The following is a 26,505-nucleotide window of genomic DNA, read 5'->3' as shown; positions in this document are numbered from 1 at the left end:
ATTTGAATAATAAAATTTTATTTGAATTGAAAAATTGAAAAATAATCAAAGATTAGAAGTCTAAAGACTCAAGAGCATTTCTTAATGACTCTTCAATATCTTCATTAATATCCTTATCTTCTTTTCCAGATTGAGTACTCTCAAAAGAAATTTCTTCAGGATTAAAAGATAATAAATCAGTAAACATCATATTATCCTCAACTCCTAACTCTTCACGCATTTTTTCAATTTTAGCTGACTCTTTTCTTACTGCTAGACCAGTACCTGTTGGTATTAATCTACCGATAAGAACGTTTTCTTTAAGTCCTCTTAAATTATCAACCTGCGAATTTATCGAAGCCTCAGTAAGTACTCTTGTTGTTTCTTGGAAAGAAGCAGCTGACAAGAATGACTCAGTAGATAAAGAAGAGCGTGTAATACCCATTAGTACAAGCTCATACTCGACTACTTTTTTACCTTGCTTACGCAGTTTATCATTCTCTTCAAGAATTCTTACTAGTTCAACATTCTCTTCTTTGACAAATTTACTATCATCCTCATTAAGAATTACAGCTTTTCTCAACATTTGTCTTACAATTGTCTCAATATGTTTATCATTGATCACAACACCCTGCATACGATATACAGACTGTGCTTCAATAAGGATATAATCAGCAAATTCCTCAAGCCCTCTGTACTTAAGAAGATTATGTGGGTCAGTAGGTCCATCAGCTAAAACATCACCCATAGAAACTTGTTCACCATCAAAGACTACTAAGTGACGAGATTTAGGCAGTAATATTTCTTCAACAATATGGCCATTCTTATCTATAATCTCAATTCTCTGTTTCTCTTTAGTGTCTCTATTTCCAAGCCTAACCACACCATCACATGGAGAAAGTATAGCAGCATCCTTAGGGCGTCTAGCCTCGAAAAGCTCAGCAACACGTGGAAGGCCCCCAGTAATATCTTTATTCTTAGAACCTTCTAGAGGGATCTTAGCCACGACATCACCAACTGCGAGATTAGAGTCATCAGCAACGTTTAACACCACACCAACTGCTAAAGGTATTGATTTAAGCTCATTACCTTTTTCATCAACAACTTTAACTACTGGCTTTAAGTTCTTAGATGTTGTTCTTTGTGATATAGAAGTTATTTCAATAGTTTGCTGGCCAGTTAGATCATCATAAGTATGCTTAGATGTTATACCATCTATGACATCTTCAAGAACAACTTTACCAGCCACATCAGTGATTAATGGCTGAGCATGCGGATCCCATGTAGCAATCACATCACCAATTTCAACAGCTTTACCACTCGCTAAAGGAACAGTTGCGCCCATAGGGATCTTATGCTGTTCCCTTACTCTACCCATAGTATCAGAAACGATAATCTCACCTGCACGTGATATAACAATTTCTTGACCTTCTTTATTGGTTACAGTTCTAATATTCTTAAACTTAATCTTACCAGCAGTCTTAACTTTAATGTCAGAAACTGTAATACCTAAAGAAGCAGCACCACCTGTATGGAATGTTCTCATTGTTAACTGTGTTCCTGGTTCACCAATTGATTGTGCTGCAATCACACCAACAGATTCACCAACATTAACTTGTCTCTCACGAGCTAGATCACGACCATAACACTTAGCACATAATCCTCTACGCGTTTTACAAGTTATTGGAGATCTGATCTTGATCATATCAATGCCATTATCATCAAGCAACTTAACAAGATTTTCATCTAATAGAGTACCTGCTTCGAGTAACACAACACTTTTTTCAGTAACAACATCTGCCGCTAAAGTTCTTCCTAAAGTTCGCTCTGCTAGAGGAACTTTAACTTCACCATCCTCAACAATAGCTGAGAACATTAGACCATCATCAGTACAACAATCTTCTTCAATAACAACTAAATCTTGAGCAACATCAACTAATCTACGAGTTAGATAACCTGCGTTAGCTGTCTTAAGAGCTGTATCAGCTAGACCTTTACGCGCACCGTGCGTAGATGTAAAGTACTGCAATACTGACAGACCTTCTCTAAAGTTTGCCGTAATTGCAGTCTCAATCATCGTACCATCTGGTTTTGCCATTAGACCACGCATACCCGCAAGCTGTCTCATCTGATTATAAGAACCTCTTGCACCTGATTTAGTCATCATATATACAGAGTTAAATGACTCAATTTCTTTTTTCTCGCCATTCACTATAAGAGTGGCTTTAGATATCGCATCCATCATCGAAGCTCCAACCTCATCAGAAGTTTTACTCCAAATATTGATAATATTGTTATATCTCTCATTTTCAGTAATTAATGAAGATTGATACTGTTCAGTAATGTGTTTAATCTCTTTTTCTGCTTCTTCAATTTTAGCTTCTTTGTTATTAGGGATAGTCATATCATCAACACCAACAGATACACCTGATAATGTTGAATATTTAAAACCTGCATACATCAATTTATCAGCTAAAACTACCGTGGCCTTCCCACCTAAGACTCTAAATGCTTGGTTGATAATTTTAGAAATTTCTTTCTTAATTAACACTTTATTTAGTAAAGAGAAAGATAGACCTTCAGGTAGTATTTTTAGTAAAAGTGCTCTACCAACAGTAGTAGTAACTACACCTCTTTCATTATATGTATTACCTTTAGTATCAAATACTTGTCTATATATTCTTAGCTTTATCTTAGCATGGATATCTATAGTGCCTGAGTTATAGGCTCTACTTACATCCTCATAACTAGAGAATAATTTACCTTCACCACGCGCACCTTCTTTCTCTCTAGTGATATAGTATAGACCTAATACAATATCCTGAGTAGGAGTAATAATCGGTTGACCAGATGCAGGCGATAATATGTTATTTGTTGACATCATTAATACTCTAGCTTCTAGTTGTGACTCAACCGTTAACGGTACGTGTACAGCCATTTGGTCACCATCAAAGTCAGCATTAAATGCCGCACAAACTAATGGGTGTAACTGTATAGCCTTACCTTCAATAAGCTTGGGTTCAAACGCTTGAATACCTAGTCTATGTAATGTAGGAGCACGGTTTAATAACACTGGGTGCTCATTAATTACAGTCTCGAGAATATCCCATACTACTGCCCCTTCTAGCTCAACCATTCTCTTAGCTTGCTTGATAGTAGTTGCATGACCACCTAATCTTAGCTTAGAGTATACAAATGGCTTAAATAACTCCAGTGCCATCTTCTTAGGTAAACCACACTCATGTAGCCTAAGCGATGGACCTACTGTAATCACCGAACGACCAGAGTAGTCAACACGCTTACCTAATAAGTTTTGACGGAAACGCCCTTGCTTACCTTTAATCATGTCAGCTAATGATTTAAGTGGTCTCTTGTTAGAACCTGTTACTGCTCTACCACGTCTACCATTATCTAATAAAACATCAACTGCTTCTTGTAACATTCTCTTTTCATTTCTAACAATGATATCAGGAGCATTTAGGTCCAATAGCTTTTTAAGCCTATTATTTCTATTGATTACTCGACGATATAAATCATTAAGATCAGAAGTTGCAAACCTACCACCTTCAATCGGCACCAATGGTCTTAAATCTGGTGGTAGTACAGGTAATACAGTCATAACCATCCACTCAGGTTTATTACCAGAAGCTTGGAAAGTCTCAAGAAGTCTTAATCTCTTGATAGCCTTTTCTTTCTTAGCTGTAGATTTACTCTCTTCATACTCAGCTTGAAGTAATTCAATCTCTGACTCAATATCAGTATTCGCTAATAAATCTCTTATAGCTTCGGCGCCCATCGATGCTTCAAACTCATAGCCATAGTTTTCTAATGCTTCAGTATACTCTTCATCTGTAAGAAGTTGTTTTTTTTCTAATGGAGTTAAACCAGAGTCAGTCACTATATACGACTCAAAGTATAAAACCTTTTCAACGTTCTTTAATGGCATATCTAAGAATAAACCTATTCTAGAAGGTAAAGACTTTAGATACCAAATATGCACAACAGGACATACTAAATCAATATGTCCCATTCTTTCCCTTCTTACTTTAGCTTGCTCCACTTCAACACCACAGCGCTCACATACTACGCCACGGTGCTTAAGTCTCTTGTATTTACCACATAAGCACTCATAGTCTTTTATCGGTCCAAATATCTTAGCACAGAATAATCCATCTCTCTCAGGCTTAAATGTTCTATAGTTTATAGTTTCTGGTTTTTTAACTTCACCATGAGACCACGAACGAATAACCTCAGGAGATGCTAGAGATATTTTAATAATATCAAACTTTTTACTATTGTAATTTTGATGTAGGATACCGTTACTCACAGGTAATTCTCCTATACTTTTATTTTAATAACAAAAAAATAAGTAGCTTTAATTAAGATGCTTATTCTTCCTCAGATGAATAGTCAAAATCCATATCTATACCCAATGCTCTAACTTCATTCCTTAAAACATTGAATGATTCTGGAACATCAACATTCATAGTTAATTTACCATCAACTATATTCTTATACATTTTAGATCTACCTGCTATGTCATCTGACTTAACTGTTAACATCTCTCTTAATGTATAAGCAGCACCATACGCTTGTAATGCCCAAACTTCCATCTCACCAAATCTTTGTCCACCAAACTGTGCCTTACCACCTAATGGTTGCTGTGTAACTAAACTATATGAACCAGTCGACCTAGCATGCATCTTATCATCTACTAAGTGATCTAGTTTTAGCATATACATATAACCAACTGTTACATGTCTATCAAAAAGCTTACCAGTACGACCATCAAAAAGCTTCATCTGGCCATTAGTTGCAAAACCACCTATTTTCAGTAGAGATTTGATGTCTTCTTCTTTAGCCCCATCAAATACTGGCGTAGCAATAGGTACACCACTTTTTAGGTTTTCACAAAGAGTTAGTATCTCTTCATAATTTAAAGCCTCAAGATTAACTTTCTTATCACCAACACTATTATATACTTCTTCTAAAGTCTTTCTTAGCTCAGCTGCTTTTCTAGTTTTATCAAGAGCTTTTTCGATCTTTTTACCCAATCCGTAAGAAGCTAAACCTAAGTGTGCCTCTAAAATCTGTCCAATATTCATACGCGATGGAATACCTAAAGGATTTAGACAAACATCGACAGGAGTACCATCTTCCATATACGGCATATCTTCAACAGGTAGTACACGCGAAACCACGCCTTTGTTACCGTGACGACCAGCCATCTTATCACCAGGTTGGATACGCTTTTTAATCGCAACAAAAACTTTAACAGTCTTAAGCACACCTGGAGATAATTCATTACTTTGAGTAATAGATTTTTTCTTAGCTTCAAATCTAGCATCTATAGCAATTCTAGCTTCTTCATAATATTCTCTAGCATTTTGAACTTTCTCTTCAAGCTTCTCATCTTCAAAAGAGATTTCTAACCACTTAGCAAATGGTAACTTCTCTAAGAACTCTTTAGTAAGAATAGCACCTTTTTTAAGACCTTTTGCTTTTTGGATTCTTGCACCAACAACATCTTGCTCAATTGATGATTTAACTACAGATTCAATTACTATAAACTCCTCATCAAAGTCCTTACGAGCTTTATCGATTAGTTCTTTTTCAATCTTAAGAGCTCGCTTACTCTTGCCACCTTTGTCATTCTCAAATACTTGAACATTAATCACCGTACCAGAAGTACCACTTGGCATTCTTAATGAACTATCAGTAACATTTGATGCTTTTTCATTAAAGATTGCTCTAAGTAGTCTCTCTTCAGGAGTTAATTGCTGTTCTGCTTTTGGTGTAATTTTTGCCACTAAAATATCACCAGCTTCGACATTAGCTCCAATATAGACAATACCTGATTCGTCAAGTTTTGCCAAACTAGATTCGCTAACATTTGGAATATCTGCAGTTATCTCTTCAGGACCAAGCTTAGTATCACGAGCCACACATGTGAACTCTTCAATATGGATACTAGTATACTTATCATCTTTTACTATTCTTTCAGATAGTAAGATTGAATCCTCAAAGTTATAACCATTCCATGGCATGAAAGCAACCATCAAGTTATGTCCTAAAGACAACTCACCAAAATCAGTTGCAAAGCCATCAGCTAAAATATCACCAGCTTCTACTTTATCACCAACATTTACTATTGGACGCTGGTTAATACAAGTATTTTTATTTGAGCGTTTAAATTTAGTTAGACTATAAATGTCGACTAAACTACTAGTTTGTGATTTTTCAGTATCTACCTTAATAACGATTCTATTAGAATCAACCTCAGCCACTTCACCAGCATTTCTTGCGATAATACAGTTACCAGAGTCTCTAGCAACAATTTTCTCCATACCAGTACCTATTAAAGGCTTCTCAGATTTAAGAGTTGGTACTGCTTGACGTTGCATGTTTGCACCCATCAATACCCTGTTAGCATCATCATGCTCAAGGAAAGGAATAAGCGCTACAGCCGCTGAAACCATCTGCTTTGCAGAAACATCCATATACTGAACTCTACTTGACTCAGTAAATATCGCCTCACCACCAGAACGACATTGAATAAGGTCTTCAACGAAGTGGTTATTTTCATCAAGCTTGGTAGATGCTTGTGCAATTACATAATTATCTTCATCTATAGCAGATAAGTACTCAATTTCATTTGTAACTCTACCGTTAATAACTTTCCGATATGGCGCTTCTAAGAAACCATAATCATTAACACGAGCATAACTTGCTAACGAGTTAATTAAACCAATATTTGGGCCTTCTGGAGTCTCAATTGGACATAACCTACCATAATGTGTTGCGTGAACGTCACGTACCTCAAAACCTGCTCTATCACGTGATAAACCACCTGGACCTAATGCAGATATTCTTCTTTTATGTGTTACTTCTGATAATGGGTTATCTTGATCCATGAATTGCGATAAAGCACCAGAAGTAAAGAATTCTTTAATTGCTGCTGTAATTGGCTTAGAGTTAACGATATCTTTTGGCATAAGCTTATCTTTATGCACTAAAGACATACTTTCACGAATACCCTTTTCAACACGATAAAGTCCTATTCTAAACTGGTTCTCAACCATCTCACCAACAGAACGTACACGTCTATTGCCTAAGTGATCGATATCATCAACTTTACCTTTACCATCACGGATATTTATAAGCTCTTCAATTACGCCAATAATATCACTATTTTCTAAAGTATAGATATCCTTAGATACTTTATCTGAACCTAATCTGGCATTTAATTTCATTCTACCAATATCAGAAAGGCTATATCTACTTTCGATAAAGAATAAACCTTTAAATAAAGCTTTAACTGAAGCTGCTGCAGGAGGATCACCTGGTCGTAAGACTTTATATATTTCAACAAGAGCCTCATCAGTATTTCTTGTAAGATCATATTTTAGAGTATCAGATATATATCTGCCTCTTTCTGTGGTTATAAAATCAATAACCTCAAGTTCAATCATACCAATCTCTACGCATGTTTCTAATAAACTTTCTGTGACATCATCATTTGCATAAGCTATAACTTCACTAGTAGCTTCATTAATGATATCTTTTGCCACTCTAAGTGTGCTTACTAGATCAAAATCAATTGCAACAGAGTCAACACCAGTATCTTTGATTTTCTTAACATCTCTTGAAGTTAATTTCTTATTCTTTTTAACAATAACATTGTCTTGAGCATCAACGATGTCAAATTTAAGTAGCTCACCCTTCATATTTAAAAGGTTATCAAGTTTAAGAGCAAAACCTTTATTGTTAAAGGTAATTGTCTTACTATCGGAGAAGTTCTCTAATATTTGCTCTTGAGTATAACCAAGAGCTTTTAAAATAACAGTAGCGCAGAATTTTCTTTTTCTGTCAATCCTAGCACATATAATACCTTTTGAGTCAAATTCAAAATCAAGCCACGAACCTCTATATGGAATAATACGTGCTGAAAATGCTCCTTCCTCAGAGTCATCCTTACTAAAGAACATTCCTGGTGATCTATGCAACTGAGAAACTACCACCCTTTCTGTTCCATTAATGATAAAAGTACCATTAGTTGTCATCAGCGGAATATCGCCCATGTATACATACTCTTCTCTAATATCTTCGACAATTTTCTCATTTGGAAGAGCATCCTTATTATATACAACCAATCTTAACTTCACATTTAATTGTGCATCATAGGTAGCACCACGAACCTGACATTCAATTTCATCGAAAGTAGGCTCACCAATTTGATAATCAACATAGTGAAGTTCATATTGACCATTTTTACTCTCAACAGGGAAAGACTGTTTTAAAACTAGTTCAAGTCCAGAGTGAATTCTTCCCTTTGCTACGTCTGCAGTCAAGAATTTTTTGTATGACTCTGTTTGAATAAAAAGTAAATATGGTACATCTAAGATATGAGGAAGAACCCCAAACTCTTTACGAATTCTTTTTTTCTCAGCGTATGAGTAAGACATCAAAAACATCCCTAAGATTTTGTTTACACAAAATAAAAAGCAAATATGACTATATTTGCACCAATATCTATGTATCTTTCAATACTAGAAAGACTAGGGGCCAAAACTGACCACTAGTCATAAATTTCTAAAAGCTATAGTTTAGAATTTTATTATTTAAGCTCAACTTTAGCGCCAGCTTCTTCAAGTTGCTTTTTAAGAGCTTCCGCTTCTTCTTTAGAAGCAGCTTCTTTAACTGTGAAAGGAGTACCTTCTACAGCATCTTTAGCTTCTTTAAGGCCTAGACCTGTTACGCTTCTTACTGCTTTAATAGCAGCAATTTTGTTTGAACCACCGTCAACTAAAACAACGTCAAATTCAGTTTTTTCTTCAGCAACTTCAGCTGGATCAGCAACTGGACCATCAGCAACAGCAACAGCAGCTGCAGCAGAAACACCAAACTTATCTTCTATCATTTTAACTAATTCACATACATCCATAACGCTCATTTCAGCAACAGCATTTAAGATATCTTCTTTTGTTATAGCCATTTTATAACTCCTATTTATTTAACAATTAATTCTTTCAGCTTTCTAATAAGCCAGTGTAATTATTTACTATCTCCAACAGCAGCAAATACTCGTACCGCCTGAGATGGAATCTCATTAAGAGTACGAACAAACTTAGTAACTGGTGCTTGCATAACATTAAGTAATGTAGCAAGTGCCTCTTCCCTAGTAGGAAGCTTAGCAAAGTCATCTAACTTTTCAGGACCAAACAGTTCACCAGACATGACTAAATTCTTAACTTCAAAAGCATTATGATCTTTTTGGAAGTTTTTAAATAGCTTAGCTGCTGCACCTGGCTCATACATAGAAAGAGCAAGAACAAGAGGACCTTTAAGAGCATCAGCAAGACACTCCAATTCAGTTCCTTTAATTGCTAAACGTGCTAAGTTGTTACGCACAACTCTTAAATAAACTCCAGACTCACGAGCTTGCTTTCTTAATGAAGTCATTTCATTAACAGTCAAACCACGGTAGTCTGCTACTGCTGCAGACAATGCTGAGGACACTTGTTCAGCAACTTCAGCAACAATTGCTTTTTTATCCTCTATTCTAAGTGCCATATCGACTCCTTATTTATATTGTCCACACTTTATTTAATTAACACGATATTTAGACCAAAAAAGGTTGCCAACATCGTCTGCGTAGGATAATTATTAAGCCAAGCAAGCTTAGCTCCTACGGTCTTTGATCGTTGCATTTACATACAACCCAAAGAAATTGTAAAGCAGCATTTTATATGTTCAAATCTAAAAAGTCAACATTTATTCCCGGACCCATTGTACTAGATACAGAAACTTTTTTCAGATAAACACCTTTAGATACTGCTGGCTTAGCTTTTTTTAGATCAGTTAATAACTGCTCTAAGTTTTGCTTAAGTGCATCACTAGTAAAGTTAACTTTTCCGATTGTAGTATGAATTATACCAGCCTTATCAACTCTATATCTAACCTGGCCTGCTTTAGCATCAGTTACAGCCTTAGCAACATCCATAGTTACAGTACCAACCTTAGGATTTGGCATAAGGCCTTTAGGACCAAGAATTTGGCCTAGTTGTCCAACCACTCTCATAGAATCTGGAGAAGCAATTACAACATCAAAATTCATATTACCCTTTTTAATTTCATCAGCTAAATCTTCCATACCAACAACATCAGCACCCGCCACTTTTGCTGCATCAGCTGCAGGACCTTTTGCAAAAACTGCTACTCTAACAGTTTTACCAGTTCCATTAGGAAGAACTGAAGCTCCTCTTACAACCTGATCAGATTTACGTGGATCTACACCAAGAGCTACAGATACATCTATAGACTCAACAAACTTAACAGAAGAAACTTCTCTTAAAAGATAAAAAGCTTCTGATACTGGATACTTTTTCTCAGCATTAATTTTTGCTGAGATTTCTTTCATTCTTTTTGAAACTTTAGCCATCATTAAACCCCTTCTACTTTTACGCCCATACTACGAGCAGAACCAGCAATAATTCTTACAGCAGCATCTAAATCAGCAGCTGTTAGATCAGGATCTTTAACTTTTGCAATCTCTTCTAATTGCGCACGAGTTATAGTACCAACCAACTCTTTAGAAGGTTTTGATGAACCTGATTTTACATTAATTGCTTTCTTAATTAAGTAAGAAGCAGGTGATGTCTTCATTTCAAATATAAAACTACGATCACTATATACAGATATTTCTACCGGTATCGGCATACCTGGCTCCATACCTTGTGTCTTAGCATTAAACTCCTTACAGAATCCCATAATATTCACACCGTGCTGACCCAACGTTGGTCCAATTGGTGGACTTGGGTTAGCCTTTCCTGCTGCAACTTGCAACTTAATAATAGTTTCTATTTTCTTCTTAGCCATTTTTTCTCCAAATTTAGGTTAATAGCACTTATAAACCAATATAAGCTCCCCAATATCTTAACTTAATACTAAAACTCTTTTTCAACTTGTGAAAATTCAAGCTCAACAGGTGTAGATCTACCAAAAATAGACACTGCAATCCTTAATCTTGACTTCTCATAGTTAACTTCTTCAATAACACCAGTAAAGTCGTTAAATGGTCCTTCTAGAACTCGCACGACCTCACCAACATGATAAGTTTTTCTTAATCTTGGTTCTATAGTAGATTTACTTCCTTCGACAAATTCAAGTATTCTTTCTACCTCTAGTTTACTCAAAGGTATTGGCTTACCCTTAGAACCAATCACTGTTAAAACACGTGGAACTGATTTAACAAGGTTCCAAGCATCAGTAGTTAGATCTACCTCAATCAAAATATAACCTGGGAAATATTTTCTTTCACTCTTACGCTTTTGACCACCTTTCATCTCAACCACATTTTCAGTAGGAACAAGAATCCTACCAAAGTTATTTTTCAATCCAGCTATTTCTATATTTTCTTCAAGCTGAGTTTTCACTCTCTTTTCGTAACCTGAGTGCACCTGCACAACGTACCAAAGCATATTTTATATCCCTTTATTAACTCAGAAAATACTGAATAAAATTTTCAAATATAACACCAAATAAAGATATTATCAGTGCAAAAATCATTACCACAACTATCACCATCACAGAGATAGTCATTGTCTCCTTACGTGTAGGCCACACAACTTTTGCCAACTCAAGTCTTGAAGCTTGGAAAAATGCCCAGAAACTACGTCCCTGGTTTGTAAACCTAGCCACAACAACAGCAAGTAGTACAACAATCACTGCTAAAGATGTATTATAAGTACTATAACTATCACCTAAAACATCCGAATACATTGTAGCAGCAACACCTAAAACAATGATTGTCACCACAGCCAACCATAACATTAAATTGTTAGATTTAGAGATTTTCTTAACTTCAGTGGTCTTTATAGCTCCACTTATCCATACTTTGTTATTATTAAAACCTTGATTCTTTTTCACAAAACAATCCTTCAAAAAAGTAACTTTATACACAGGGAAATTATAAATGTAGCCTATAAAATAACATACAGAGAATATAATATCAAGAAAATAAAAAAGGCAGTGCTGCAAAAATTACAACACTGCCTTAATTATGTGGCAGGCCAGGAGGGACTCGAACCCCCAACTTGCGGTTTTGGAGACCGCTGCTCTACCAGTTGAACTACTGACCTAAATACTAGTAACTATCAATTACTCAATAATTCTAGTAACAACACCAGCACCTACTGTTCTACCACCCTCACGGATTGCGAACCGTAAACCTTCGTCCATCGCGATTGGATTGATTAGAGTAATAGTCATCTTAACGTTATCACCAGGCATAACCATTTCTACACCCTCTGGAAGCTCAACTGCTCCAGTAATGTCTGTAGTACGGAAGTAGAACTGAGGTCTATACCCTTTGAAGAAAGGAGTATGTCTACCACCTTCTTCTTTAGATAATACATAAACTTCAGCTTCAAACTTAGTATGTGGTTTAATTGAACCTGGCTTACATAATACTTGTCCTCGCTCAACGTCATCTCTCTTAAGACCACGAACTAGGATACCAACGTTATCACCAGCTTCCCCTCTATCTAGAAGTTTACGGAACATTTCAACACCAGTTACAGTAGTTTTTTGAGTTGGGCGGATACCAACAACTTCAACTTCATCACCAACGTTTATAACACCACGCTCAATACGACCTGTTACAACAGTACCACGACCAGATATTGAGAATACATCTTCAATTGGAAGAATGAATGGCTTCTCAGTATCACGCTCTGGAGCTGGTATATAGTCATCCATAGCTTGAACTAGCTCAACAATCTTCTCAACATATTGCTCTTCACCTTCAATAGCTTTAAGTGCAGAACCCATAACTACTGGAGTATCGTCACCAAGGAACTCGTACTGATCAAGAAGCTCACGAACTTCCATCTCAACTAATTCTAATAACTCTTCGTCATCTACCATGTCACACTTGTTTAAGAAAACAACGATCTTAGGTACACCAACTTGACGAGAAAGTAGTATGTGCTCACGAGTTTGAGGCATAGGACCATCAGCAGCAGAACATACAAGAATAGCTCCATCCATCTGAGCAGCTCCAGTAATCATATTCTTGACATAGTCAGCGTGACCTGGACAGTCAACATGAGCATAGTGTCTATTAGAAGACTCATACTCAACATGAGAAGTATTGATAGTAATACCACGCGCTTTTTCTTCTGGTGCACTATCGATCTCATCAAAGTTACGTGCTGAACCACCGTTTTTCTCAGCCATAACTTTTGTAATAGCTGCAGTAAGAGTAGTCTTACCATGGTCAACGTGACCGATTGTACCTACGTTTACGTGCGGCTTCGAACGCTCAAATTTTTCTTTAGTCATTTTTTACTCCATTTTTTTCAACAAAAAACAAAAAACTTTAAATATGGTGCTCACAACCAGACTTGAACTGGTGACCTCTCCCTTACCAAGGGAGTGCTCTACCACCTGAGCCATGCGAGCTTATATATTTTATAAAATAGTTTAAGGTGGAGCGGGTGATGGGAATCGAACCCACGCTATCGGCTTGGAAGGCCGGAGTTCTACCATTGAACTACACCCGCATGGTGGAGGGAGCAGGATTCGAACCTGCGAAGGCTGAGCCGTCAGATTTACAGTCTGATCCCTTTGGCCGCTCGGGAATCCCTCCCCTAAAACTTTTAGGTAACTATAAAGTTTATTTGACTAAAAATCAAGCTTTTTTACACTTATTGTTTACCTTTCGCATATATACAATAGTGTTTTATAAAAAAACTATTCTTATCCTACTATGCCTAAATATAAATAAAACTATTGATAATTTTTTGCTCTAGTCATTACAACATAAAGGATCTGATTTCTTTCACTGATATTTGTATTTAACTGAATATCCTTTAAAGTAGTACAAATACCTTATTATCGTTGAACCTTGTGCCTTATGCGCTGTAACAGCAAAACCATAATCAAGATCCTTTTTAATAAATTGTTCTTAGATCTAGGTCTACCATTACGGTAGCTATTAAATATCAATCAACAATAGGTTATTTTTACGAAATTCGTAATATGTATTCAATAATTTATCAGATCTTGCAATTGCCAATAAGTTATCATGTATTTCTGCATAGCCATGCAAATTAGTTTCATCTTGAGAATCTATCACAAAAATATATTTCTCATTGAAAACTTTAAATATTTTTGCTTTTTCTAAAATACTCACTGTATAACCATATAATCCATTTGTGTTCTTTTGCCTTTCAGATACATCCACCACTTTATAATCTATACAGTTATTTATCAGAAAAACTTCTTTTGAATTAGCTTTTATCGCTCGATAATCTGTTAATATATTATCTTTTTCAATAAGTCTTACATCCTCACCAAACACCAAATCTCTGATGATCCGATTTGATTGCATCATAGTTTTTTACGCCAAGCTATCAATTTAGCATAATTCGGATCAGTTTTTGCGTAACTAGAACCAAATGCTTCGGTTAATTTCTCACGGAACTCTTGGTTTGAATTTACAAAAAGTATTCCCCTGCTGCTTTACTTAAGAGTTTGCTTTTAAATTAAAAATTCTGGTAATTCATTATTGATTTGGTGAAGTTGTTAGCTTAATGGTGCTAATGGATTATCACTTTTGCCTGACGCATCAACTTTGTTAGATCATAGCTATTTTTAAGCTCAAAGAGCGCTGCATTTACCATACTTGCTTCATCTATGACAACAAGATTATAGTTTCAGATAGTCGCTTTTTTTGATCTGTCCAAACACTGGATCATTTGGATTAAAATCTTCTAAATTTATCTGGTTGCAAACCTAACAACGAGTGAATAGTATAGCCTTGTGTAGCTATTACTTGGGATATAATAGCATTGGCTTTACGTGTAGGGGCAGATACTATAGCTTTTAGGATATTCATTGAGAATTTTTTTTAACACAGTAGTTTTGCTAGTACCAGTAAAACCTGATAACAAAAAATAACAATCTTCACTTTTGAGAAATTCATTTATTTGAGTTACCGCTTCTAATTGTTGCTGGTTGAGAACTATCTTTTGACCATTAGGTAAATAGAGTTTCTCTGAAGAAAGAAGCTTTTTTGCGTTTATTTATCTGCTTGAGTAAACCTAGTAATTACTTTAGACATAACAATACTATTTGAAATTACAATTTCATTACCATCGTTATCATCAAGCTTAGTATATAAAAAACCTATTGATTTAACAGTACCTTCGACACCACCCAAATCGACTTTTTCACCAACTTCAAAAGGCTTACTAAATATCAACATGATACCAGAGGCAATAGCATTATAAGACGTCTTTAGTGACATTGAGATACCAAAAACTATACCCGTTAGAACGCCTGTAACAGGGGATATCGGCACACCCAACTTCGCCAAAACAATCACAACCACAAGCACTAAAAATATTGTATAAACTAGACTAGCTAAAAATTGTGATACTGTTTTGTCATATTCTTTCAACAAGTTATACACAAAAGACTTTATATGTTTAGATATCCAGAGACCGACAACCAAAATAACAACAACAACCAAAAGGTTAACAAAAAAATGAACTACCATTAATTACCTTATCAAACATCTTTATTTTCCTTATATATCCTTTTTGCTCTAGTGAGCATATACACCGATATGATACTTAAGACTATAGATATAATCGCAAACAATAACTCTTCAAATATTATATCATATTGATCATGAGCTACTATTGCATGAAATATAAGTAAAATATTTTCTATTATAAATAAAGCCATACTTACAGCAAACGCAGATAAACATATGGCAAATCTATATAAAAAAGCTGAGATAGCAAACAAAAATAACAAAGGATAAATAACTATCTGTAATGCATCTATAAAAAACTGATGAAGCTCTTCAACACAACCTAAATTATATCTTATCGTTAAAATATAAATGGAAGCAAAAACAAGAAAAGTTGCAAATAAAATAGCTGTATTTTTACTTACAAAGGTATTAGCAAAATCAACATACCTTCTTCTTGAAAATAACAGTCCACAAACTGTTATAAAAGCAGCTCCAGAAATAAAACCATCATATGAAAAAGTATTTTCCAGATAGATACGATTAATAACATAACCATAACTATAACTATAACTATAACCACCTAAGATAAATAAAAATATTGAAAAACAAATCCAAAAAGCAATATCCCAAGGCTTTTTCCTAGCAAAAATATAACTTAGAATCACGCAACATAAGAATAAAATAAAAGAAATAAACAACCTCAGAACATCATCTGCAAGTAGCGGTATAAAAGTTATTTCACACATTACTCTAAAAAACCCCTCTGCCTTTAGTAATAGATAAAAAGCTGTAGCAATTACACTTCCACACATAGGGCCAACTACTGGTATCCAAGCATAACTCCATTGTGAAGAACCTTTTCCTTTTATTGGCATAATAGCATAAAATAGTCTTGCACCAAAATTTCTAGCTGGATTGATTGCATAGCCTGTAGTTCCACCTAAAGACATACCAATTACAACAACCACAAATGCCACGGGAATACCTCCTAAAGCTCCCATATAAATTGGATAGGCTGTAATTATATTATGATTACCAACCTGAACAACAACCCCATGCATAGTCAAAATAGCTAAAACTAGAACAAATGTTCCTATTACTTCACTGGCAAAATTTGCTGGAAAATGCTTAATTGCCGGTGATGTACAGCAAGTTGCTAGTTTTAGCTCAGGATTATCAGTAGCTGAATAATGTGGGTAATACATAATCCAAACTAATAGTTGACCAAGCATAGCTCCTATAATATGGCTTATGATAAATGGTAACACCTAAGCCCATGAAAACTTACCCGCAAGAGCTAGAGCTAATGTCACAGCAGGATTAATATGCGCACCACTAATAGGTCTAGCAACTAACACACCGATAAAAACAGCAAGACCCCCAAGCAAATGTAATAACTATCCAGCCACCATTATGTGCTTTTGTCTTATTCAAAACTACACCAGCAACAACACCGTTACCCAAAAGGATAAGTAACATTGTGCCTATTACTTCTGCAATACATGCTGTTAACATAAACTTCCTCTACTTATACAACTCTTCAACATTAAAGTTTTTAGAAAACTCTATGAAACTTTCAATTTCCTGGTTTTGCCAAGCTTGATCTTTACCAAGCTCTTTTGCCATAAGCCTAGCTACTATTGGCGCGGCATCAATACTTGTTTTGATATCAAAAAATGCTGCTCTAGTTCGACGCGCAAGGACATCTTCAACAGTTTTAGCTTTTTCATGTCTAACGTGATATATAACTTCTGCTTGATAGTATGGCAAACCTCTAGCTAAAAGTTCAAAATTATTAAGCTCATTTTGAATATTTTTGATATCTTTAGCATTTTTGCCATAAACTTTTAGTGGATAACTTTCTTTAGGTTCAATAGCGTCGATAAGTAATTGATCTGATGTTTTTGAGGTTTTTAGTGCAATTTTCTTAGTTTCAATATAATCAAGAGTATCTTGACCCATTCTTCTAAAAATAGTCCACTTACCTCCAACAACCGTAATTAAGCCATCTTTTGACTCAACAATTTCATGCTTACGCGATATTTTCGCAGAATTTTTAGCTTTTCTTGGAGTTACTAAAGGACGCTGACCACAGTAAACTGATTTAATATCTGCAATAGTTGCTTTGTCTTTAGCATATTGGTTGAAAGTCTCTAATATAAAGTCTATCTCCGATTTATCAGCTTTCGGCTCAAGACTTGGTGTTTCTTTTTTAATATCAGTAGTACCAACTATTAGGTGATTATGCCATGGCAAGATAAACAATACGCGACCATCCTCAGTCTCAGGTATCAAAATCGCATGTTCAGTTGGAAACTTATCCCTAGCAAAAACAATATGGGTTCCCTGTGCGACAGAAACATAGTTATGTGCATCTTGCTGATTTGCCAGACTTATAGTTTTATCACTAAATGTACCTGTAGCATTGATTATATGTTTAGCTGTGAATTCTTTGTACTCACCGTTTAAAACATCAATAACCTTAACAGTATCTAATTTTGAATTAGTTGAGCTATATATTTTTTCAACTTGATGATAATTAAGCGCTGTACTACCATTTGCCTCAAAAGTTTTCATCAAAGAGATCAAAAGGCGAGTATCATCAAACTGCCCATCGTAGTAAACTAAGCTTTTTTTTAGTTTTGCGGCATCTATATTAGGGAGCTCTTTAAGCGTTTGTTGTTTATTTAGATTATAACTTTTGCCAATCTTATATTTACCTGATAAAAACTCATAAAGCTTAACACCAATAGTATATTTAATAGTCTCAAAATAGCTACGTGTTGGAATAAGATAAGATTGTTTATGTGTCAGATGTGGCGCATTATGTAAAAAAGAGAATCTCTCTTCAAGACCTTCTTTAACTAAAGCAAAGTCAAAATTCTCTAAATATCTTAAACCACCATGAATCAGTTTTGTTGACTTCGAAGAGGTTCCTTTACCAAAATCACTCGCTTCTAAAATCAGAGTTTGGTAACCTCGAGAAACTGCCTCAATAGCACAACCAAAGCCAGTTGCGCCACCACCAATTATTATAATATCGTAATTATTGTGCATTTTTTATTCTACCCATGCTTTACTTCTTTCTACTGCCTTCTTCCAACCTTTATAGTCATGAGCAACAGTTTGAGAGTCTTTCTGCGGCTCAAAAACTTTTTCAGTTGTAAGAATAGATTTCAACTCCTGTTTGTCTTTCCAAAAACCTATTGCTAAACCAGCTAGGAAAACAGCTCCTAAACCAGTGATTTCATTTATTTTTGGTTTTGAGATTTCAGACTGCAAAATATCAGATTGAAACTGCATTAGGAAGTTATTTTGTACCGCACCACCATCAACACGCAAACCAGCAAGGTTAAGTCCTGTATCCTTTTTCATACATTCTAAAACATCTTTTGCCTGATATGCTATAGCCTCTAATGCTGCACGTATAATATGCTCACGCCTTGTATCACGAGTAATACCCACTATAGTGGCACGAGCATACATATCCCAATATGGTGTACCCAAGCCAACAAATGCAGGCACTAAATATACACCATTTGTGGAATTAATCTTAGTAGCGTAGTACTCACTATCCTCAGCAGAACGTATCAGCCCTAAACCATCACGAATCCACTGAATAACAGCTCCAGCTATAAAGACACTACCCTCTAAAGCATAAGTTGGCTTACCATTTTCTGCCCATGCAATAGTTGTCAAAAGCCCAGCATCAGAAAATACTGGCTTATCACCAACATTCATTAGCGCAAAACAACCAGTACCATAAGTATTTTTTGCCATACCTTTTTCAAAACAGCAATGACCAAATAATGCCGCATGCTGATCTCCCGCAACACCTGCAATAGGAATCTCAGCACCACCTAAAGTATGACTATCTGTAACCCCAAAAACCTCACTTGAGTTTTTAACCTGCGGCAACATTGATTTAGGAATATCTAAGTAATCAAGAATTTTTTTATCCCATTTTAAGGTGTTAATATTAAATAGCATTGTGCGCGAGGCATTACTATAGTCTGTTGCATGCACTTTGCCGCGAGTTAAATTCCAAATCAACCAAGTATCTATAGTGCCCATTAGCAATTTCCCAGCATTTGCTTTTTCTCTAGCACCCTCAACATTATCTAAAATCCATTTTACTTTAGTGCCCGAAAAATATGCATCAACAACTAGGCCGGTATTTTCTTTGATATATTTGACAAATTCAGGATCTTGCTTGATTTCATCACAAATACTCGAAGTACGACGACATTGCCATACTATGGCATTATAGATAGGGTCGCCTGTTTCTTTTTCCCAAACCACAACTGTTTCACGCTGATTTGTGATACCTATCGCCGCAATTTGATCTGGCTTGATACGACCAAATTCCAGTGCTTCACGCATTACACCACTTTGAGTTCCCCATATTTCCATAGCATCATGTTCTACCCAACCACTTTTAGGATATATTTGTGTAAATTCTTTTTGAGCAATCTTTTTTATATTACCTTTTTTATCAAAAATAATTGCTCGTGAACTTGTTGTACCTTGATCTACAGCTAAGATGAAATCTTTTGACATAATAGATGTTCCTTTTTTAAAAATTAATACAAATTGTATATCGTTAAAGAATATTTTAGTTTTTTTTCTCTTTAATAAAAAGAGATAAAATTATTGATAGTAACATTAATACTGGCAAAATGAATAAAGCATACTTAAATGCTATAAGCTGCTCAAAGCCGTAACTCTCTAGTAGAGATACAATAAAACCAACAAACGGCTGTAACACAGCACCACTAAGCGGGATAAAAAAATTTACAGCTGCGATACCTGTTGCGATATATAATGGGCTTATATGCATACGCAAAATCGTGAAGTTAAGCACATGCACAGCTTGCATACCGCCCCATAATATACATAGTATGCACATTATTATTGGATTAACATGCATATATATAATCACAATAACTATACACAACCCTAAGATTGAAGCTAAAGTAAGTAAAGATTTTTGCTTATTTAAAAGTGTCGCGATAACTCCCCAAAGTGGACTAAATATAGCAATACCAATAAATATCATTGATGAAGCAAGACCTGCATAATGTACCGAATATCCATCTAAATTTAAAAATCTATAACTCCATAAATCAGCAAAAATAGCCGTTGTCCCATAAATAGTAAAACAGAAGAAACCATTTAACAGAATCTGTTTGATTTTAAATACAATCGGAATATCTTCTATCTTTGTATGTGTATCTGCTAACTCATCAGTATCTTTTTGATTATGTGGTTCAACTGCTGGTATAAAGAATATCACATTTAAAAATAGCAAGATTGAAACGACTAATATCGCTGACATAATCACTTGGATACTAAAATGATTTGCCAAAATAACTAATGGTAAACCTGTTAAGGTACCCGCAACATACATTAGCATTTGCGTAGCACTGGTAAATAATGGAAATGTTCTTTTTGGTAACCATATTGCAATAGATTTCAATGCCGATAAAAATGCAAAACCACCACCAACACCGGCTAAAACTCTATATACAATTAGATACTCTTGCGATGTCGCTCTTGTAGCAATAAAAACACCAATAGAAAATAGCAAAGTACTTACTAGCATAATCTTTTTTACACCAAATTTGTCAATCAAAATTCCTGCTGGAAGTTGAGACGCTACATAAGCCCAATAAAATACTGAACTTAGTACACTGATTTGCTCGGGACTAAGGTTATATGGTGCAATCGAGAAATCGTTATATAAAGAGTTTCCTGATGCTCTAATGATAAATTCTAGAGCATAAAAGAATGCACATATAAACCATATAATAAAACCAGCTTTAGTAACTTTTTGCATAGAGTAACTGAAAATGTGTTTTAATATTTCAAAATTATGCTCCAAAAGCCCTTATATGTAAATATAAATAATTTCTTAGCTACCAACTAATCAATTAGTTATAAATAACCTTAATCATCAATCAATTATACAATCCTAAAAGTTTATTTATCTATACTAGAAATTCCACTCAAATCCAGTCTTTACTAATGTCGAATTACGATATTGTGCACCATTAAAGCCAGTAAACATATCAGTATTGTCAGCCATTTCACCTGTGAGATTATACTGTCCTTCAACCAATAAACCAAAGTTACTTGAAACATTATATTTAGCACCTGTACGTCCACTTGCAAAAGCAGCTATTCTAGAACCAGGATCATAAGCCGAATTTATATTATTCAACTGATATGGATTTGCTCCTAAAACTGTTCCACCATAAAGCTCAAGTTTATCATTCCATAACTTTTTAACTAATTTTATTTCTTGGGTATAAAACTTTGTATCTTTGAGATCGCCCATTGATCCTTGCGCTATCAGACTAGTTGAGCTTGTATATGCATCAAAAACAAGCGAATCATTGATATTAATAGCACTACCTGATATTCTATCTGAGAATTCTGAGGTATTTTCCCTATCAATAACTTCATTACCTCTTTCGTTACTTGGACGATAAAAGAAATTATTAGCAGTGATATAATATATACCAGTTCGAGGGTTAAAGTTGTTATCTGCATAAACACTCGAGAAACCAACTAAAAAAATACAACCCCAAACAAATTTCATACACACCTCTCTGAAATTACTATTTAAGTATATCATAATAAATATCAAGTATGGCTTTGAAGAAAGCCTTAGTTATATAAAAAACTATGCTTTTAGTGCATGAATTCAATTCACTATATGTCTTAATAAATATTATTAACTAATTTTTTAAAAGAGCCTTCGGATATAGTAAATATCCATATTTAAAGTTTTCTTAACAAAGTTACTATTCTCCTCATAATGTAACGCCTGATCAATTGTTGATAAAACATTGCTCTCTTCACCAGTACATATGTTAGGCCATTTTTCTCCAGGGAAAGTATAACCTCGCTGATATTTTCCTCCAATTTCCGAACATGTTTTCTCTGAAATAGTTATATACTATAACTTTATCAACTGCTTTTTCTTTTTTAATTGTTAAATATTTTCATAAGCATTAAGTATCCTAGTATTTATAGGATTTTTTCCATATTATCTATATCTGATAAGTTGTATTCCTTTAAATTCATCTTTTTTCACATACTCAACATTAACATATATCATGCCTAGCTGTCTAATAGCATCTGCATTTCCTTTAACTTGCAGATTTTTGAAAATACTCAAACACTTCTTTTTTAGATTTTTGAACGCCTTGACCATTAATTTATATAGAAGTGCTATAAGAAACTCTCCAACAGAACCCCCCTGCTGCGCTAAAGATGAACATTTCTGAAAAGCTTCTTGAAAGTTTTGCTGTCTAATCTCCTTTTGGCACTCTGCTTGTTCATATGTATCTTTAACAGTAACAAAATTAGAATATTATATAATGGTAACAAAAAGCATAAGATTAAAGGTGCTTTTTCATAATAAATAATTTTTTATAGTCATAAAAATATTATACTCAATTCATAAGTATTTATACTATTAAAAAAGTTAATTAGACAATCTTTTTCTAAAACGATAAATTAAGTTATAGAAATTATTCACTTATACTTAATATGCAAAAATTTAAACTTTTGTTGATTCTAGTTGTTGGTATTAGCTTTTACTGCTACGAATTCTTTCTAAGGACCCTAACAGGTGTATATCAAGAACATATAGTTTAGCATTTTCATCTATCAACACATATATAGGATTTTCTTTCTTAGTATCAAGCTATAACATTACTTATCATTTTAATGCAAATCTCCGCTGGAGTACTACTTGATAAATTTGGTAGTAAAAAGTACTTATTAGTGCTACTTTATTGTGTGGTATTATTGGTAATGTAATTTTTGTCTCAGGTGTCTATGAGTTAGATCTATTTGGTAGACTCTTAGTAGGATTAGGTTCATTATTTGCTTTTATTGGTGTACTAAAACTAACTTTAGAAAACTTTGAGTTAAAGTATTTTCCGATTATCACAAGTTTAGTAATATCTTTGGGCACCCAGCAGCATTCTCACAAAACATTAGCGTTATAATTTCTCATTATGATACTTCTTAGATAAATATTTTTATCTACTCTGGAGTTATAGTCTATACCTTTAGCGATACTATTTCAGATTATCATCCCACAGGAAAATACTCTGCAACATTAATGCTAAAATTTAGTGAAATTCTCAGTAAAGACAAACAACTAATCAAAAATAGTTGAATCTGGAAAATGCGATTTGGGCTGGATTACTCTATACGCCAACAGCTATATTAACATCACAATACGGTGTACTATATTTTAAACATATATTATGGTTTTGATAGTATCTACTCAACAACCATAATAACTGATATTTTTGTTGGGTAAATTATTTTTTCGCCAATTATGACTTATCTTTGTAATAAATTCAACGATAAAAAAATTATTGCTATTTCAAAAATTGGTATTTTGTTAGTATCAATATTGAATAAATGCACAAATGTTAAAAAAATTATGCAATAATCATAGCTTTTTTATTTGGCACATTTTCTGTCTCACAAGTTTTAGTTTGGTATTACTTTAATAAAATATGTCTACCAAGCTTTGCTGCTGTAGGTATTGCTATTACAAATATACTAATAACTTTAGTTATAGAGATTAGTCAACTTGGTGCTGGTTTAGCTATTAATAGTGGCGATCATTTTAATGTCCAAGCAAATACAAGTATAACTTCAGTATTTGTTGTTGTTTTAACTTTAGCGTTTATCGTTATGAAAAATATGGTCAAAAATATTAAATCTTAACTAAGTTTGCGATATCTGCTAACAGTATTTTCTGACCAACATCTACGCCAAAATCTACAGTATAAAACTCTTTTGTCCCTTGTGCTTGCGCTTTTATAAATACTCCTTTGCCAAAAACTTTATGAAATACTTTATCACCTGGTTTAAAGCTATTAGTAGTGTTATTTGATTTAAGAAAATCAAAAGGCGACATTCCAAAATTTGCTTTTTGTTTAGTTTTAGGCTTAGCTGCTGTAAATTCTAGTTTACCTTGATTAAGATGCTGAGAGTCTATCTCTGCAACAAAGCGTGACTTAACCTGCAAACTACTACGACCAAATATATTGCGTACTTGTGCATGACTTATAGTTAAGGCTTTCATAGCTCTTGTTATTGCCACATAAAAAAGACGGCGCTCTTCAGCGAGTTTATCCTGTATTTTTTTAGAGTTTGTATTATCAAATACTTCTTCAGAGTTAACAATTGAACTTGGTGGAAAGACACCTTCTTCTGCAGCAACTAAAAACACATAACGAAACTCTAAACCTTTTGACGCATGAATAGTCATTAACTGAACACTATCTGTAGTCTCATCCGCTTGCATTTCACCGGCTTCTAAAACAGTAAATGATAAAAAATCTTGTAGTATATCAGTATTATCATCAAGTAATTCTATTTGAGGCTCAAAATCTTTAGCAGCACTTATTAATTCTTTTAAGTTATCAATCTTTTGGCGATCCTTTTCACTATTTTTCTCTTGATAAGATACTAAAAGCCCACTTTGATTTATTACTAATTCTAAGAGTTTATCTAAGCTGTATTGACTTATTTGTGCAGAAATATCATTAATTAATTCAATAAACTTTAAAAGCAAACTTGCTGTTTTTTTGGTTACAAGCTCTTTTTGGATAATATCTAAAGTAGCTTGCCAATATGGCAATAAATTAATTTGCGCATAATTTCTAATTGTCTCTAATGTCTTATTACCAATTCCACGCGTTGGTGTATTAATAATTCTCTCAAATGCCAAATTATCACTATTAGTAATAGCTAACCTTAGGTATGCTAAAGCATCCTTAATCTCAGCTCTATCAAAAAATCTAAAACCTCCATAAATCCTATATGGAATACTTGAGTAAATACAACTCTCCTCTAGGACACGAGATAAATAATTTGAACGATATAAAATAGCTATATCGCTATAATCAACACCCTCATTATGCAGCTGGCGAATTTTATCTATAATATATTTTGCTTCATCACGCTCATTAACAGCACAATAAAGCTCTACCTTTTCGCCATCTTCAGCTACTGACCACAGCTTCTTTGACATTCTATTATCATTATTTTTGATTACTGAATTAGCTACTTTTAGGATATTTTTCGTTGAACGATAGTTTTGCTCTAGTTTTATAATCTCAACATTTTTGAGATCTTTTACATAGTTATAGATATTATCCACGACAGCACCACGCCAACCATATATTGACTGATCATCGTCTCCAACTGCCATCATATAGTTATTATCAGTTACAAGTAGCTTTAGCCACATGTATTGAACATGGTTAGTGTCCTGAAACTCATCGATCAAAATATATTTAAATTTGTTTTGATAATATTCTCTAAGCTTTTGATTAAGAGAAAAAAGCTCGTAAAGATGTAAAAGCAAGTCTGCAAAGTCCAAAGCATTATCTAGCTGAAGTCTCTCTTCATAAGCAGTATAAATATGACTAAAATTAGCATCATATTGCTTAGCAAGCTTATTACTGCGGATAGCTTTATCTTTTTGTTTGTTGATAAAATTCTGCAATAATTTAGGCGGATATTTTTTATCATCAAGCTCTAGGCTATTAATTACTTTTTTGATCAACTGTGCTTGCTCATCTTGATCAAGTATCCTAAAGTTTTTATCCAAGCCAAGTTCATGGGCATGTTTACGCAACAATCTATGTGCGATACCATGAAAAGTACCTATCCACATACCAAATGTAGAAATCCCCAGCATCTTTTCAACGCGCTGTTGGATCTCCTTTGCTGCTTTATTGGTAAATGTTACAGCAAGAATATTCTCAATAGATACGCCTTTATCACGACAAAGATATGCTATGCGTGATGTCAAAACCTTTGTTTTACCACTACCAGCACCAGCGAGAATCAAAGCATTACAATCATCTAGTAGTGTTGCTTTTTGCTGCTCTAGATTTAATCCCAAGACAAAGTCATAATTAGACATTAGAAAT

15 protein-coding genes, 4 tRNA genes and 4 pseudogenes are annotated in these 26,505 nt (G+C 34.3%); 1 reads left to right on the top strand and 22 read right to left on the bottom strand.

Translation table 11 applies throughout. The features are described 5' to 3' along the window. Positions 1-52: 52 nt before the first annotated feature. From rpoC to C9379_RS06200, 21 genes and pseudogenes are all read right to left on the bottom strand, one after another. Entirely contained in the window at positions 53-4,306 is a 4,254-nt protein-coding gene (gene rpoC / locus C9379_RS06300) for a DNA-directed RNA polymerase subunit beta' (RefSeq protein WP_143385345.1), read from the bottom strand. Between the two features lie 61 nt (positions 4,307-4,367). Then, positions 4,368-8,444 carry a DNA-directed RNA polymerase subunit beta gene (rpoB, locus tag C9379_RS06295; protein ID WP_143385344.1) on the bottom strand — a complete coding sequence of 1,359 codons (4,077 nt, stop codon included), beginning with the start codon at positions 8,442-8,444 and terminating at the stop codon, positions 4,368-4,370. 152 nt (positions 8,445-8,596) lie between these two features. Then, on the bottom strand, positions 8,597-8,974 hold the full coding sequence (gene rplL / locus C9379_RS06290) for a 50S ribosomal protein L7/L12 (RefSeq protein WP_143385343.1): 378 nt from the start codon (positions 8,972-8,974) through the stop codon (positions 8,597-8,599). Between the two features lie 59 nt (positions 8,975-9,033). Then, a complete protein-coding gene (gene rplJ / locus C9379_RS06285) occupies positions 9,034-9,552 on the bottom strand; it encodes a 50S ribosomal protein L10 (RefSeq protein WP_343377559.1) in 519 nt (172 codons plus the stop codon). 172 nt (positions 9,553-9,724) lie between these two features. Continuing rightward, positions 9,725-10,420: a 50S ribosomal protein L1 gene (gene rplA, locus C9379_RS06280; RefSeq protein WP_143385399.1), complete on the bottom strand. Its 696-nt coding sequence runs from the start codon at positions 10,418-10,420 to the stop codon at positions 9,725-9,727. Positions 10,421-10,422: 2 nt separating this feature from the next. Next, positions 10,423-10,857 (bottom strand): 50S ribosomal protein L11, encoded by a 435-nt coding sequence (gene rplK, locus C9379_RS06275; protein WP_143385341.1) that lies wholly within the window; start codon positions 10,855-10,857, stop codon positions 10,423-10,425. Positions 10,858-10,925: 68 nt separating this feature from the next. After that, positions 10,926-11,459, bottom strand: a complete 534-nt coding sequence (nusG, locus tag C9379_RS06270; protein ID WP_143385340.1) for a transcription termination/antitermination protein NusG — start codon at positions 11,457-11,459, stop codon at positions 10,926-10,928. Between the two features lie 16 nt (positions 11,460-11,475). Continuing rightward, positions 11,476-11,955 carry a preprotein translocase subunit SecE gene (gene secE, locus C9379_RS06265; RefSeq protein WP_318263490.1) on the bottom strand — a complete coding sequence of 160 codons (480 nt, stop codon included), beginning with the start codon at positions 11,953-11,955 and terminating at the stop codon, positions 11,476-11,478. An 88-nt stretch (positions 11,956-12,043) separates the two neighbouring features. Next, positions 12,044-12,119: transfer RNA gene (locus C9379_RS06260), tRNA-Trp, on the bottom strand. 19 nt (positions 12,120-12,138) lie between these two features. After that, positions 12,139-13,323 carry an elongation factor Tu gene (tuf, locus tag C9379_RS06255; RefSeq protein WP_143385338.1) on the bottom strand — a complete coding sequence of 395 codons (1,185 nt, stop codon included), beginning with the start codon at positions 13,321-13,323 and terminating at the stop codon, positions 12,139-12,141. A 44-nt stretch (positions 13,324-13,367) separates the two neighbouring features. Continuing rightward, a tRNA-Thr gene (locus C9379_RS06250) sits at positions 13,368-13,443 on the bottom strand. Between the two features lie 27 nt (positions 13,444-13,470). Continuing rightward, positions 13,471-13,544, bottom strand: a tRNA-Gly gene (locus C9379_RS06245). 1 nt (position 13,545) lies between these two features. Next, positions 13,546-13,630 (bottom strand) — tRNA-Tyr (locus C9379_RS06240). A 93-nt stretch (positions 13,631-13,723) separates the two neighbouring features. Then, positions 13,724-15,068 (bottom strand): annotated as a pseudogene (locus tag C9379_RS06235) (AAA family ATPase). Continuing rightward, positions 15,065-15,563, bottom strand: a pseudogene (locus C9379_RS06230) (mechanosensitive ion channel domain-containing protein). The pseudogenes C9379_RS06235 and C9379_RS06230 overlap by 4 nt, the downstream one beginning before the upstream one ends. Then, a complete protein-coding gene (locus tag C9379_RS06225; RefSeq protein ID WP_318263489.1) occupies positions 15,556-16,272 on the bottom strand; it encodes a hypothetical protein in 717 nt (238 codons plus the stop codon). The pseudogene C9379_RS06230 and the gene C9379_RS06225 overlap by 8 nt, the downstream one beginning before the upstream one ends. A 6-nt stretch (positions 16,273-16,278) precedes the next feature. After that, a pseudogene (locus C9379_RS06220) lies at positions 16,279-17,041 on the bottom strand (MIP/aquaporin family protein); the annotation flags it as partial. A 9-nt stretch (positions 17,042-17,050) separates the two neighbouring features. Beyond that, positions 17,051-18,583, bottom strand: a complete 1,533-nt coding sequence (locus C9379_RS06215) for a glycerol-3-phosphate dehydrogenase/oxidase (protein ID WP_143385337.1) — start codon at positions 18,581-18,583, stop codon at positions 17,051-17,053. A 3-nt stretch (positions 18,584-18,586) separates the two neighbouring features. Beyond that, positions 18,587-20,086 carry a glycerol kinase GlpK gene (gene glpK, locus C9379_RS06210; RefSeq protein WP_143385336.1) on the bottom strand — a complete coding sequence of 500 codons (1,500 nt, stop codon included), beginning with the start codon at positions 20,084-20,086 and terminating at the stop codon, positions 18,587-18,589. Between the two features lie 55 nt (positions 20,087-20,141). Beyond that, complete coding sequence (locus tag C9379_RS06205) at positions 20,142-21,365, bottom strand: MFS transporter (protein WP_143385335.1); 1,224 nt, start codon at positions 21,363-21,365, stop codon at positions 20,142-20,144. 156 nt (positions 21,366-21,521) lie between these two features. Continuing rightward, the gene (locus C9379_RS06200; RefSeq protein ID WP_143385334.1) at positions 21,522-22,130 is read right to left on the bottom strand and encodes a hypothetical protein; all 609 of its coding nucleotides are present in this window, start codon (positions 22,128-22,130) and stop codon (positions 21,522-21,524) included. A gap of 956 nt (positions 22,131-23,086) precedes the next feature. Between C9379_RS06200 and C9379_RS06195 the strand changes: the two are divergent. After that, positions 23,087-24,286: pseudogene (locus tag C9379_RS06195) on the top strand (MFS transporter). Here the strand turns inward: C9379_RS06195 and C9379_RS06190 are convergent. Continuing rightward, on the bottom strand, positions 24,276-26,498 hold the full coding sequence (locus C9379_RS06190; protein WP_143385333.1) for a UvrD-helicase domain-containing protein: 2,223 nt from the start codon (positions 26,496-26,498) through the stop codon (positions 24,276-24,278). The pseudogene C9379_RS06195 and the gene C9379_RS06190 overlap by 11 nt on opposite strands. Positions 26,499-26,505: the final 7 nt, after the last annotated feature.

Origin of the sequence: Francisella-like endosymbiont, assembly GCF_003069505.1 — a bacterium.
Lineage (GTDB): Bacteria > Pseudomonadota > Gammaproteobacteria > Francisellales > Francisellaceae > Francisella.
The sequence above is the reverse complement of the archived record's forward strand: the minus strand, read 5'-3'. Positions and strand labels throughout refer to the sequence as shown.